The organism is Enterobacter cloacae complex sp. GYL001 (assembly GCF_049237125.1).
Taxonomy (GTDB): Bacteria; Pseudomonadota; Gammaproteobacteria; order Enterobacterales; family Enterobacteriaceae; genus Enterobacter; species Enterobacter hormaechei_C.
Genome location: NZ_JBMKGW010000003.1, coordinates 439207 through 451860 on the forward strand (window position 1 = coordinate 439207; position 12654 = coordinate 451860).

12 protein-coding genes are annotated in these 12654 nt (G+C 55.5%); all 12 read right to left on the reverse strand.

Features of this window, described 5'->3' with window-relative positions; genetic code table 11:
- Nucleotides 1–49: 49 nt before the first annotated feature.
- Nucleotides 50–1486: a mannose-1-phosphate guanyltransferase gene (gene cpsB / locus ACOTWU_RS09545; protein ID WP_017693088.1), complete on the reverse strand. Its 1437-nt coding sequence runs from the start codon at nucleotides 1484–1486 to the stop codon at nucleotides 50–52.
- A 3-nt stretch (nucleotides 1487–1489) separates the two neighbouring features.
- The gene (gene wcaI / locus ACOTWU_RS09550) at nucleotides 1490–2713 is read right to left on the reverse strand and encodes a colanic acid biosynthesis fucosyltransferase WcaI (RefSeq protein ID WP_022651482.1); all 1224 of its coding nucleotides are present in this window, start codon (nucleotides 2711–2713) and stop codon (nucleotides 1490–1492) included.
- Nucleotides 2710–3189, reverse strand: a complete 480-nt coding sequence (locus ACOTWU_RS09555) for a GDP-mannose mannosyl hydrolase (protein ID WP_126499130.1) — start codon at nucleotides 3187–3189, stop codon at nucleotides 2710–2712. The genes wcaI and ACOTWU_RS09555 overlap by 4 nt, the downstream gene beginning before the upstream one ends.
- Before the next feature lie 2 nt (nucleotides 3190–3191).
- Complete coding sequence (gene fcl, locus ACOTWU_RS09560) at nucleotides 3192–4157, reverse strand: GDP-L-fucose synthase (RefSeq protein ID WP_023303988.1); 966 nt, start codon at nucleotides 4155–4157, stop codon at nucleotides 3192–3194.
- Nucleotides 4158–4159: 2 nt separating this feature from the next.
- Nucleotides 4160–5281 carry a GDP-mannose 4,6-dehydratase gene (gmd, locus tag ACOTWU_RS09565; protein ID WP_003863514.1) on the reverse strand — a complete coding sequence of 374 codons (1122 nt, stop codon included), beginning with the start codon at nucleotides 5279–5281 and terminating at the stop codon, nucleotides 4160–4162.
- Nucleotides 5282–5302: 21 nt separating this feature from the next.
- A complete protein-coding gene (gene wcaF / locus ACOTWU_RS09570; RefSeq protein WP_063134485.1) occupies nucleotides 5303–5857 on the reverse strand; it encodes a colanic acid biosynthesis acetyltransferase WcaF in 555 nt (184 codons plus the stop codon).
- A gap of 16 nt (nucleotides 5858–5873) precedes the next feature.
- Complete coding sequence (gene wcaE / locus ACOTWU_RS09575) at nucleotides 5874–6620, reverse strand: colanic acid biosynthesis glycosyltransferase WcaE (RefSeq protein ID WP_003863510.1); 747 nt, start codon at nucleotides 6618–6620, stop codon at nucleotides 5874–5876.
- A gap of 16 nt (nucleotides 6621–6636) precedes the next feature.
- Entirely contained in the window at nucleotides 6637–7857 is a 1221-nt protein-coding gene (wcaD, locus tag ACOTWU_RS09580; protein ID WP_015572375.1) for a colanic acid polymerase WcaD, read from the reverse strand.
- On the reverse strand, nucleotides 7832–9049 hold the full coding sequence (gene wcaC, locus ACOTWU_RS09585; RefSeq protein WP_017383273.1) for a colanic acid biosynthesis glycosyltransferase WcaC: 1218 nt from the start codon (nucleotides 9047–9049) through the stop codon (nucleotides 7832–7834). The genes wcaD and wcaC overlap by 26 nt, the downstream gene beginning before the upstream one ends.
- Nucleotides 9046–9537, reverse strand: a complete 492-nt coding sequence (gene wcaB, locus ACOTWU_RS09590) for a colanic acid biosynthesis acetyltransferase WcaB (RefSeq protein ID WP_003863505.1) — start codon at nucleotides 9535–9537, stop codon at nucleotides 9046–9048. Before wcaB ends, wcaC begins: the two co-directional genes overlap by 4 nt.
- On the reverse strand, nucleotides 9537–10379 hold the full coding sequence (gene wcaA / locus ACOTWU_RS09595; protein WP_126499095.1) for a colanic acid biosynthesis glycosyltransferase WcaA: 843 nt from the start codon (nucleotides 10377–10379) through the stop codon (nucleotides 9537–9539). Before wcaA ends, wcaB begins: the two co-directional genes overlap by 1 nt.
- 110 nt (nucleotides 10380–10489) lie before the next feature.
- Nucleotides 10490–12652 (reverse strand): tyrosine-protein kinase Wzc, encoded by a 2163-nt coding sequence (gene wzc, locus ACOTWU_RS09600; RefSeq protein WP_015572374.1) that lies wholly within the window; start codon nucleotides 12650–12652, stop codon nucleotides 10490–10492.
- Nucleotides 12653–12654: the final 2 nt, after the last annotated feature.

Sequence of the window (12654 nt, forward strand, 5' to 3'; positions counted from 1 at the left end):
TCATTCGTAGGCCCGGAAAGCGCAGCGCCACCGGGCAAGATGCGGAGTGCTACACGCGCCCGTAGCGATCCTGGAAGCGGATGATGTCGTCCTCTTCCAGATAGGAGCCGGAACGCACCTCAATTAAGTCGAGCGGAATTTTCCCCGGGTTCTCCAGACAGTGCGTCGCCCCCAGCGGAATATAAATGGACTCGTTTTCACCGAGCAGCTTCACTTCACCGTCGATGGTCACTTTGGCGGTCCCCGCCACCACCACCCAGTGTTCGGCGCGGTGATGGTGCATCTGCACCGACAGCCCTTCTCCCGGCTTCACGGTGATGCGTTTCACCTGGTAACGCTCGCCGGCGTCGATGGAGTCATATTTGCCCCACGGGCGGTAGACTTCGCGGTGAATATGGTGTTCGTGGCGGCCATCGGCCTTGATCTGCTCCACCACTTTTTTAACGTCCTGCACGGCATTACGGTCGGCAATCAGCACCGCGTCTTTGGTCTGCACGACCACCAGATCCTTCACCCCTACCGTGGTGACGAGGCCAGATTCGGCGTAGACGTAGCTGTTTTCCGTTTTGTGGCTGATCACATCCCCGTGATGGACGTTACCCTCCGGGGTATGCGCGCTGATCTCCCACAGTGACGACCAGGAGCCGACGTCGCTCCAGCCCGCATCCATAGGTACCACTACCGCATCTGCCGTACGTTCCATTACCGCATAGTCAATGGACTCTTCCGGACAGGCGAGGAAGGCTTCTTCGTCCACACGGATAAAATCGAGATCCGGATCCACCACCGCCATCGCTTTTTCGCAGGCGCGCAAGATATCCGGGCGATATTTTTCCAGCTCTTCCAGGTAGCGACCGGCGCGGAACAGGAACATACCGCTGTTCCAGTAGTATTCCCCGCTGGCCACGTACGCCTGCGCGGTTTCCAGATTCGGTTTTTCGACAAACTGCGCCACGTCAAAGGCCACGCTGTCACCTTCACCAGGCGTAACGCTGCCGCGGCGAATGTAGCCATAGCCGGTTTCCGGGAGATCCGGCACGATGCCGAAGGTCACCAGCTTGCCGTTCTCAGCGTAAGGAATCGCGGCGCGTACCGCATCGCGGAAGGCCTCTTCCTGCTGGATGACGTGGTCAGCCGCCAGCACCAGCATCAGCGGGTCGCAGTCAGGGCTGCTGCGTTTTGCCGCCAGCGCCGCAAGGGCAATGGCAGGCGCCGTGTTGCGTCCGGCAGGCTCCAGAATGATATTTTCGGTCAGTTTGTTCAGCTGGCGCAGCTGCTCGGCAACGATAAAGCGGTGCTGTTCGTTACAGATCACCACCGGGCTTTCACACTCCACGCCGTGCAGACGGTTAACCGTCGTTTGCAGCATGGTGAGGTCGCCTTTCAGGCACAGAAATTGTTTTGGATAAAGCACGCGGGACAGTGGCCACAACCGGCTCCCGGATCCACCCGCCATTACGACCGGATACAAAGTGGTTTGACTCATGATTTATCCCCGTATATCTGCAATAAATTGGCTCAGCACGTTCTCTTTCTCGAGCGTGCGTTCGGCATATTCACGTGCCACCGTGTTCTCTTTTGGCATGGCAAGTGCCTGCTCAATTCCGGTCACCAGCGCAGGAACCGATTCCGGCTCCACGCAAACGGCAATGCCCGGGTAGCTGTTGCACAGCTGGCCTAATTCTGTTGCGGCTTCTGCCGTAATCACCGCGTTTCCGCCCACTGCCAGAATGTTGGTCAGCTTGGACGGCAGCACCGCATCCGCCGCGCCGCGTTTTTGCACCACCAGATGGCAATCCGCCATTTTCAGCAGCGCGGGCAGCGCGTCATAAGACTGAAGCGGGAAGAAGCGGATGTTGGTCAGTCCGCGCTCGCTGGCCATTTTTTCCAGCCGCGCTTTACCGCCGCCCTGCCCGACTATCACGAACATCCACGGGTGTTCGCTCAGCTGAAGCGCGGCGTCAATCACGCTCTCCAGCCCCTGTTTTTCGCCGATGTTGCCTGAGTAAAGAATGATTTTTTGCTCAGCAGGCAACCCGAGCTGCGCGCGTAACGCCTGCGCATCCTGGTCTGTCACATCGCGGAAGCGCGCCACTTCGGACCAGTTCGGAAAGAAGATCACTTTTTCCGCCGGGACGCCCTTCTCCTGCGCCTTGTTCATCATTGAGCGCGAGATGGTCGAGACGTAATCCACGTTGTGCAGGCCGCTGCGCTCAAAGGCGCTGGCGAGCTTCGCCACCTTGCCGCCCTTGCCTTTCCCCGCCATCCCCAGCCCGAGCATGGCGTCCACTTCATAATCCTGAATGTGCAGCAGGGTGCGCGCGCCGGAGAGTTTTCCCAGCAGGCGCATGCCTGGCGTGCAGAACAGCGTCGGCACCACGCCGATGATGCGATCCGGCTTCCAGCGACGCTGCGCCATCAGCGGGAAGAAACTGCTCAGGGCAAAACTGCCCAGATGAATTAAACGTTTCAGCGTCGAGGGCTGTTTCGGCACGTAGAGCGGGCAGCGCCAGACGGTCGCGGCGCCCTCTTCGCGGCGGTAGCGCCAGCTGGAATAGCGTTCGCCTACCTTCCACTCCGGGTAATACGGCGGGGCAGTAATCACCCGCACGTCATGTCCCTGGCTCGCCATCCACTCGACCATCTCGCCGGTGTATTTCCCGATACCGGTAAGCTCCGGCGAGTAGTTAATTCCGTAGACGAGGATTTTCATAGGCCTGGCACCTCGGCCTGACGTTCCGCAAGGAAGTACGCCCGACTGTTGTCATGGACGTTGTCGCTTGCCAGCAGCGCCTCTGGCGTTAACCAGCGGTAATCGTCATGCTGAGAATCAGGCAGACGCAGGTCTGCCTCACTCACCTTCAGGCGGAACCCCAGCACGATGTAGTGCGTGGTGAACCCGGTGCCTGAAAAGTTATCGTCATAGAAGTGCTGCCAGACCCCGTAAAACTGGCCCGCTGCCATTGGCAGTTGCAGGCCCAGTTCCGCCAGAGTGAGACGCTCAAACGCATCGGTAAGCGTCTCATCCTTCTGCACGCGCCCGCCGGGCACGAACCAGAAGCCCTGTGCAGGACGATTGGTTCGTTTCCCCAGCAAGAACTCGCCGCGTTCGTTCTCCACGATCAAATCAATTGAGATCAGCGGAGTGGAACGCACTACCTTGGCAAAATCTTCCTGACTTAAAAACATCATTACCCCCGGAAGCGGTGCTGGTTTTCCAGGAACCACTGGTAGGTGCTGGCCAGCCCCTGCTCCAGTGAGACCTCGTGATACCAGCCCAGCTGATGCAGACGGGTCACGTCCAGCAGCTTGCGCGGCGTGCCGTCCGGTTTGGTGGCGTCAAACACCACGCGTCCTTTGTAGCCCACCACCTGCGCGATGGTCTGCGCCAGCTCGCGAATGGTGCAGTCCACGCCGGTCCCGACGTTAATGTGCGACAGCATCGGCTCGGTGTTTTCCTGCCACACCTCGCGATCCAGCTCCATGACGTGAATGCTGGCCGCCGCCATGTCGTCCACGTGCAGGAACTCACGCATTGGCGTACCGCTGCCCCACACCACCACGTCCGGGGCGTTTTCGGCAGTCGCCTCGTGGAAACGACGCAGCAGCGCCGGGATCACGTGCGAATTGCTCGGGTGGAAGTTGTCGTGCGGTCCGTACAGGTTGGTCGGCATCACCGAGCGATAGTCGCGGTTATACTGACGGTTGTAGGATTCACACAGCTTGATCCCGGCAATTTTGGCAATCGCATACGGCTCGTTAGTGGCTTCAAGCGTGCCCTGCAACAGTTCGCTCTCGGCGATCGGCTGCTTCGCCATTTTCGGGTAGATACAGGATGAGCCGAGGAACAGCAGCTTATTCACGTTGTACAGATGCGCCGCGTGAATGATGTTGCTCTCAATCATCATGTTCTCGTAGATGAAATCCGCCGGGTAGGTGTTGTTAGCGACAATGCCGCCCACCTTCGCCGCCGCCAGATACACCTGGTCGATACGTTCGCTGGCGAAGAAGTCCTGCACCGCTTTGCTGTCAAGCAGGTTCAGCTCGTCGCGGGTGCGAACAATCACCTCAACGTCGCCGCGCTGTTCAAGCTGGCGGACAATGGCGGAACCCACCATTCCGCGATGACCGGCGACAAAAATACGTTGTTTTGTCATTCTCAGGACTCCAGCGCGATGGCAACCTCGTAGCCATGAGACTTGAGCAGGGAGTGTTTTTTCGCTGCTTCAAGATCTTTGGCCACCATCTCGGATACCATTTCTTGCAGGGTGGTTTCGGGTTTCCAGCCCAGTTTCTCGTGCGCTTTGGTTGGGTCGCCCAGCAGGGTTTCCACTTCAGCAGGACGGAAGTAACGCGGATCAACCTGGACAATCACGTCGCCTGGCTTCACGCCCGGTGCGTCGTGGCCGGTCACGGAAACAACGATACCCTTCTCTTCCACGCCGGTGCCTTCGAAGCGCAGCTTGATGCCCAGCTGTGCCGCAGCCATCTCAACGAACTGACGTACGGAGTACTGCACGCCGGTCGCGATCACGAAGTCTTCTGGCTGTTCCTGCTGCAACATCATCCACTGCATTTTCACGTAGTCTTTCGCATGGCCCCAGTCACGCAGGGAATCCATGTTGCCGAGGTGCAGGCAAGACTCCAGGCCCTGAGCGATGTTGGCGATCGCGCGGGTGATTTTGCGGGTCACGAAGGTTTCGCCGCGACGTGGGGATTCGTGGTTGAACAGAATGCCGTTACAGGCGTACATGCCGTAGGATTCACGGTAGTTCACGGTGATCCAGTAAGCGTACAGTTTCGCCACAGCGTACGGAGAACGCGGGTAGAACGGCGTGGTCTCTTTCTGCGGAATTTCCTGCACCAGACCGTACAGCTCAGAGGTAGATGCCTGGTAGAAACGGGTTTTCTTCTCAAGACCAAGGAAGCGAATCGCTTCCAGCAGACGCAGCGTACCCATCGCATCCACGTCAGCGGTGTACTCAGGAGACTCGAAAGAAACCGCAACGTGGCTCATCGCCCCCAGGTTGTACACTTCATCCGGCTGTACTTCTTGCAGGATGCGGGTCAGGTTGGAGGTGTCGGTCAGGTCGCCGTAATGCAGATGGAATTTCGGGTTTGCCGCATGCGGATCCTGGTAAATATGATCGACACGCTCGGTGTTGAATGAAGAGGCACGACGCTTAATACCGTGAACTTCATACCCTTTTTCCAGCAGCAATTCTGCCAGGTAAGAACCATCTTGTCCGGTAACGCCGGTGATGAGAGCGACTTTAGACATGTTTATATTCCTCTGTACTTATCAAAGTTTTTCAGTTTCAACGCGTTCGCGTATCACCACTGCGGGGTTGCCACGGCAAATTTTATTTGCCGGAAGCGATTTAAAAACGCTGCTGCGGGCACCGACTACCGTGCCATCGCCAACAGAAACACCGGGTGCAACAAAGACGTCTGTTGCCAGCCAGCATTTTTCACCTATCACAACAGGCGAAGCGGTAATATCAAAATGCGGGCTCATAAAATCGTGGCTGCCGGTGCACAAATAACACTTCTGTGACACCACCGAATTTGCGCCGATCGTAATCTCGCCAAGGGTATATAACACCGCGTCATCCCCAACCCAGGCGTAATCCCCAAGCGTTAATTTCCAGGGATAAGTAATTTTCACCGAAGGTCGAATGACTACGTTTTTTCCTATTTTTGCGCCAAACAGACGCAGTAAAAATGCGCGCCAGCGGTACAGTATTTGCGGCGACCAGGCAAATAACGTTGCCTGTACAGCCCACCACAGTTGAACTTTAATACCGCTCCCGCCCCGAAAACCTTTCGGCACGGAGAATCCCTTTAATTCCTGCATTACGTTTCCTTATATCTCAGGCTTTGTTATATAAGGCTTTCGCTTTACCCGTCGTTTTCAGACGTAAGAAATAAGATAATTCCGCCCAGAACCCTGGCACGCGTAATATTTTACGCTGCACGTTTTTGGCATCCTGGCACAGTTCCAGATTATTCGAGGTTGACACGCCACCCATTGAAAATTCAGATACCAGTCCTTTAATTCGACGGAACGGGTAGCCAGATTTGTACAGGCTGGCGGCCAGGGCATAATCTGATGAAACTTTATAGCGCAAATCGTAAGGCTGTTTTTTCAGGCCGCTCATTGGGAAGAAAATAGCCTGATGGCTGGCCGGCAGGCTGTGGTAGATATACCAGCCTGGTTTCGCGCCGCGCAGCACTTTTTTCCCCTCGCCGAAATCAAGCAGCGCATCACCAATAAACATGGCATCTTCTTTCTGGCGCGCCAGCTGACGGGCAAACAGCGCCACATCTTCATGGAACACATCGCCGGAATTGAGGAAGATCGCGTAACGCCCCTGCGCCATGTTGATGCCTTTATTCATGGCATCGTAAATGCCTTTATCTTTCTCGCTGATGTAACGTAAGTTGAACTCACCGTTGAGTTTTTCCAGGAACTCCGCCGTGCCGTCGTTCGAGCCGCCATCGACCACGATCCACTCAAAAGTGAGGCTCGGATCGCGCGCCAGGTTGCGCAGCGAGCGCCAGGTTTTTACCACCCCTTCGTAGTTACGAAAGGCGACAGTAATGACGCTAAGAAACATAAATCACCTCATTTCGTCATACGCTCGTAATATTCAGCGCTTTGCGCAAAATAAACGGACATACAATTAAGAATGCATATTCCGGGCTAAATATTGACCCGGTAAAAAACAACGACACCGGTGTGAACAGATAAAGTTGCACGCGAAAGTTCTGGTTATCACCAAACGCGTTAATCATCATTTTGAAAACTTTAAACAGATACCACAGTGTCAACAGTACGGCGAACCAGGAAAAATAGATAATTAACAGATACAGACCATTGTCTATGGTTTTACCGACATCCGCACCGTTAAAGATTCCGAATGATGCAACATATTCATAAAGTGAGCCGAATCTTACTACGCCATCAATATGGGTTAAGGAATAACCCACCATCACCAGTGGACCAATGATGCGATAATAGGACGACGAACCTTCCGTTCCTAAATCACCCAGACGTTCAGAAATGTACGGAAACGCAAATATTACGCCCACTAAAAATACCGTCAGAGAGATTATCGCCAGCGGCAGTTTTTTCTTAATCGCCTCTTTGTTCAGGTACTGGAACGCCCACTCCAGCAGGTAAAACAGAATAAACGTCATTACCCCGGAGAACGACCCTGACAGAACGATTCCTGCAAGAATCATAGCATCGGTCTTGGGGGTTTTGATACCGAACTGTTTGATGCTGAGCCAAATTGAGATTAATGCCAGAGCAAAAAACGCCGGTTCAAAATAGAGCGCGGTTGTACGCTTGCCACCAAACTTAATGAAGTTCAGTACATAGCTGTTACTGTATATAAGATATTTCGAAATTATTTCCATCAGGCTACTGCCGCCTGTGAGAATAATTTGCGCCATCTCCATTGCCGCAAGCACAACAATCAGCCCGACGACAATATAAAAGAACCTGAGGATTTTCCTATAATTGTGCGGAGAAATAGTTTTAAAGCGAATACTCCACACCATGCCAATAATGATAACGATATAAACAAACAGCATGGTGGAGGTGACATATTTGCTGGCGTCCAGCGACTGACCAAAGATGTAGTTAAACGCCGTCAGACCAAACCCGATGCCCAGTGAAATCATCAGCTTTTTGAGGTTAAGCTTGTCAACGTAAAGCAACAGCAGAACCGGCAGGAAGGTGACGATAGTGATCGGGAAGCTTTCACCGAGCTGGGCAATCTTAACGTTGACCAGCAGGTAGATCAGCGGCAGCAGCAGATAACTACAGATTCTGATAGAACGAGACATACTCCTCCAGCATCTGTTGTCCACTGTACGCTTTGCGGCTACGGTTGCGGAACGATTCCAGGTCCGTGCCAAAAACAGCCTGCGCGATATCGGCCTTCGACAACTGCACCAGCGGCAGCACCTCATTTTCACTGAAGGTTTTACCGCCGGATTTCTCCAGCACTTCCCGCGCGGCGTCGCTGTGGGTGGCAATCACCGGTACGCCGATGGAGAGCGCTTCGCACAGGATCAGCGGGTAGTTGTCCACGCGGGAGCTGAACACCAGCGCGTCCATACCGTTCAGCGCGCTCATCAGTTTGCGCTTGTCGGTTTCAAACCCGTGGTTCACCACGTTAGCGCCATCAAACGGCGAGAATTTGCCAAAGGTATGCAGCTCAATTTTGTCGCCGAGCGCCATCATGTCGCGCACCAGCTGCTGGTTGGTTTTGCCGTCGTAGCGCAGGTCATGGGCGACGACCGCAATTTTCGGCCTACCGGGGGTAACGGCTACGGGCGTCAGTTCGGCCAGGATCGCTTCCGTTGCCACATCAATACCGTTGTTGATGATCTGGCAGCGCCCTGCTCCGTACAGGCTATTAAAAGCGTCCGCCACGTGCTGGCTTGGGGAGATAAAGGTGCAGCCGAGCGAGAGCATATCGCGGAACAGCTGACGCTTACCCTCAACCAGCTGATGCGCGCGATCGACCTTCACAGGCGGGTAGTTGCTGAGCGTAGGGCATTTCTGGCAGTTATCTTTCCAGCCTTCGCAGCCGTCGGTAAAGGCGCAACGTCCGGTCACGCTCCAGTGGTCGTGCAGCGTCCAGACAAATCGGGTATCCGGCTTGTGCGCCTTCACCTTGCCACAAAACGCCACCACCTCTTCCAGATTCAGCCAGTAGCTGTGCAGCACGTGGAAGTGCAGCACAACCGGGCCGCGAGTGCGGGTGACGGTGCGGTAGAGATTATTCAGGTTGCCGAACAGGTCGCGGTTAAACAGGCGGAACAGCGCAATATTGGCGATGGAGGTCAGACGTGGCGTCTGCTTCAGCACCTGCGGATAGTTATCATGGCTGACGCTTTTCTTGCCGCCTTTACCGTAACCGTAAACAAAGCGCGACTGGAGTCCTTTTTGCAGCGCGCGCTGGTGCAGATCCAGCGCTACGCCTGCCGCCCCGCCCTCTGCGAGGCGTACGTTAAATTGCAGAATGTTCATTTAATCACCTTCACGCGGGCTTTCTCGCCCACCACCAGCGCGTTGTCCGGAATGCTGTCCAGCACCACGCTGCCTGCGCCAATCGTCACGTTATTACCCACGGTAATGTCCCCGATCATCACCACGTTGGCGCCCAACTCGACGTTATTGCCAATCACCGGGCAGGCCAGGCTGTCTGGCCCGCGGTTGCCGATTGTCACCCCGTGGCGAATGGTGAAATCATCACCCGCGACGACGAACTTGTTGATGACCACCGCATAGCCGTGATGAATGGTAAAGCGGCGGCCAATGGTGGCAGCGGCCTGAATTTCATAGCCAAAAAAGCATTCGGTGATGATGCGGTACAGCACCAGCACCGGCGCGGCCCAGATATTGTTCAGCACATTTTTTTTGCGCCACACCGAGCAAAAGTGCGCAATACGGTAGGCCAGAACCATGCAGCACGGGCGCAGGCTCCAGCTGTTAGCGCGGCAATCTTCCAGAAACATTATTTCCCCCGAAGCCCGTCAGCCAGACGCTTGCCGTTACGTACCGACAGCAGCGTCAGCAGCGTGCGCCAGTTCATGCGCTTATTACGGATCTGATACAGGGTGAAGAGCTGATACTTCCGGCTGGCACGGTCAAACTTGTCCTTGTGCTTGCGGTAAAAATGGAAGTAGCCCGAGAATTTCTTCGGCGACGAGGTGATTTGCATCTCCCCGTGATTGATGTGCAGGATCTGCGTGGCCTCTTCCACCTTCCACGGCTCGCCGTACTCCACCACCATCCGCAGGAAGATGTCGTAATCCTGCGCGGCCTTCAGCTCGGTATCGAACAGGCACTCCTTAAAGCGCCATGCCCAGGTAAACACCTGATTGCCGATAATGTTGCGCTTGTAGAACAGGCGGCGGGAATACGGTGATTTCGGATACAGCGGCAGGCTGGCCGGCTGCGAATAGACCTCGCCCTGGCAAACATAGTCATTGGCATACAGAAACGCGTGGGTCACCAGCTGCGTTTTGTGCGACAGGAAGATTGACAGACGGTTTGGCGTCCATTCGTCATCGTCGTCGATACCGGTCAGATACTGCCCTTTCGCCTGCATAATCGCCTGGTTGCGCACCGCACACGCCCCGGAGTTGATGGCGTTGTGCGTGTACACCACGCGCGGGTCGTTCAGGTCTTCAACAAACTTTTGCAGTTGTTCGTAAGAGGAGGAACAGTCATCCACGATAATCAGTTCCCAGTTATCGTAATCCTGACGCAGGACCGATTTAATCGCGCGGATCGCCAGCTGCTGACGATTCCATGTCGGCATATAGATAGAAATCAAAGGGCGTTGTGTGGTCATGGTCTTCCCCTTATCCCTCACCCCGACCCTCTCCCGGAGGGAGAGGGAGAAAAGCTGCACCATGCAGTCCTCTCTCCCCCCTGGGGAGAGGGTTAGGATGAGGGGGATTATTATTTACTGTCAGACTTGTATTCGTACTCGTAGTAGCCGTAATCCTGATACCCGGTCGCGCGGCGGAAGATGGAGTTCAGAATGACCCCCTTCACCTCAATACCGTTCTGCTCAAAGCGGCTCAGGCTGGTTTCCACTTCCTTCAGGGTGTTCACCGCATAGCGTGCGACCATCAGCGTGGTGCCCGCATGACGCCCTACCACGGCAGCGTCGGTGACCGCCAGAATTGGTGGGGTATCGATCAGCACCAGGTCATAGTTTTTGCTCGCCCACTCAATCAGCTGCGTGAAGCGCTCGCTCATCAGCAGTTCAGACGGGTTCGGCGGCACCTGGCCACGCGGGATCAGGTCAAATTTCGGAATCGACGTCGGCTTGGCGCTCTCGCTGATTTCCCCTTTACCGAGCAGGATTTCCGACAGACCGTTAACGTTGTTGGTGCCCAGCAGCTCGTGGGTGTAGCCCTTACGCATATCGCAGTCGATCAACAGCACGCGCTTGTTGGTCTGGCTCACCACCGCCGCCAGGTTGGCGCAGACGAAGGTTTTACCGATTGACGGGCTGACACCGGTCATCATCAGAACGTTGTTTTTGGCCTGCATCATGGCGAAGTGGAGGCTGGTACGCAGGCTGCGCACCGCTTCAATCGCCAGGTCAGTCGGGTTACCCACGGCCAGCAGCTGGCTCTGTTTGTAACGCTTGACGCCCTTAACGGTTTTGACGCTGTCACGGGACTTCTGCCACTCTGAAAGCGGGATGCTGGCGTACACGCTGATCCCGTTCTCTTCCAGCACCTGCGGGCTTTCGATACCGCGGTTGAACAGCGAGCGCAGCAGCACGCCGACAATGGAAAGCATCAGGCCGAGAATAATGCTGCCGAGGATAATCAGCGCTTTCTTCGGCTTCAGCACGCCCGGCTGGGTAATCGCCGGGTCAACGATACGCACGTCGCCGACGGTGCTGGCTTCGGTGATTTTCAGCTCCTGCTGTTTGTTCAGCAGCTGCATGTAAACCTGCTGGCCGGATTCCACATCACGCGTCAGGCGTACAATTTCCTGCTGCGTCTTCGGCATCGCGGTCACGCGGTCATTCAGCTTCGCCTTCTCTTCTTCCAGGGTACGACGTTTCTCCAGCAGCGTGCGGTACGCCGGGTGACGTTTGGTATAGAGCTTGGAAATCTCCGCCTCTTTGAAGGTCAGCTCGTTCAGCTGCGCATCAATATTCACCATGGAGTCGAGAACCGATTTCGCCTCCAGCGGCAGATCGACGGAATCCTTGTCCTGACGGTACGCGTTCAGCTTGTTCTCAGCGTCATCCAGACGGGCGCGCACCTCCGGCAGCTGTTTACTGAGAAACGCCAGACTTTTTGCGGCTTCCGCTGACTTACGCTCAACGTTCTGCTCCAGATAGTTGCGGGTGATGCTATTGAGGATGTCGCGAATTTGATCCTTGTCTTCACCGGTGAAGGTCATGCTCAGAACGCCGGTATCCTTGCCGTTTTCGGTGACGGTCAGGTTGTTTTGCAGGTTGTTGATCATCCCGAGCGTCGAGAATTTGGTGACCGTAAACTCCCCGCCCTCATGTGCCTGAATTGCGCTGACCTTGATGCTGACGCCCTCTTTAGTCAGCATCTGCCCCACCTCACCGCGTGCGCTGAAGCCCGCGTCGCTGGTCAGTTGATACTGTTTTGGTCCCAGCACGGTCAGGGTAAAGGTTTGGTCCCCTGCCCCTTTTGGGATCACGAAGTCGGTCACTTTTACCGTATCGTTACTGCGCCCCATCAGGCGATCCCAGCCTGCGCCAAATACCGGGAAGGTGTTTTTGGTGACCGCGATATCCAGCCCCAGATCGTGAACCGTTTTGCCCAGTACCAGGCGCGACTGGATCAGCTGAATTTCGGCTTCCGATGCCGGCGGCTTGTTGGCCAGCGCCGAGCCGATATCCTGAACCAGCGAGTTTCCGGTATTTTGTTCGATCTGCACCAGCGCGTCGGCGCTGTAAATAGGCGTCGCGAACAGCGTATAAACGATCGCCGCCACGGCAAAGATGGCGGTAATACCCAGCACCCACCATTTCGCTTCAATAACGGTCCCGACCAGGCGACCGATATCGATTTCATCACTGCCCGACGTCGGGGCGGCAGAAGGTCTTGTTTTTTCTGTCATTG

Excerpts from the sequence above, each read along its gene's own strand:
- wcaC (WP_017383273.1), bottom strand. The coding sequence starts at position 9,049 with ATGAACATTCTGCAATTTAACGTACGCCTCGCAGAGGGCGGGGCGGCA.
- wcaE (WP_003863510.1), bottom strand. The coding sequence starts at position 6,620 with ATGTTTCTTAGCGTCATTACTGTCGCCTTTCGTAACTACGAAGGGGTG.
- wcaI (WP_022651482.1), bottom strand. The coding sequence starts at position 2,713 with ATGAAAATCCTCGTCTACGGAATTAACTACTCGCCGGAGCTTACCGGT.
- wcaB (WP_003863505.1), bottom strand. The coding sequence starts at position 9,537 with ATGTTTCTGGAAGATTGCCGCGCTAACAGCTGGAGCCTGCGCCCGTGC.
- gmd (WP_003863514.1), bottom strand. The coding sequence starts at position 5,281 with ATGTCTAAAGTCGCTCTCATCACCGGCGTTACCGGACAAGATGGTTCT.
- cpsB (WP_017693088.1), bottom strand. The coding sequence starts at position 1,486 with ATGAGTCAAACCACTTTGTATCCGGTCGTAATGGCGGGTGGATCCGGG.
- ACOTWU_RS09555 (WP_126499130.1), bottom strand. The coding sequence starts at position 3,189 with ATGTTTTTAAGTCAGGAAGATTTTGCCAAGGTAGTGCGTTCCACTCCG.
- fcl (WP_023303988.1), bottom strand. The coding sequence starts at position 4,157 with ATGACAAAACAACGTATTTTTGTCGCCGGTCATCGCGGAATGGTGGGT.
- wzc (WP_015572374.1), bottom strand. The coding sequence starts at position 12,652 with ATGACAGAAAAAACAAGACCTTCTGCCGCCCCGACGTCGGGCAGTGAT.
- wcaD (WP_015572375.1), bottom strand. The coding sequence starts at position 7,857 with ATGTCTCGTTCTATCAGAATCTGTAGTTATCTGCTGCTGCCGCTGATC.
- wcaA (WP_126499095.1), bottom strand. The coding sequence starts at position 10,379 with ATGACCACACAACGCCCTTTGATTTCTATCTATATGCCGACATGGAAT.
- wcaF (WP_063134485.1), bottom strand. The coding sequence starts at position 5,857 with ATGCAGGAATTAAAGGGATTCTCCGTGCCGAAAGGTTTTCGGGGCGGG.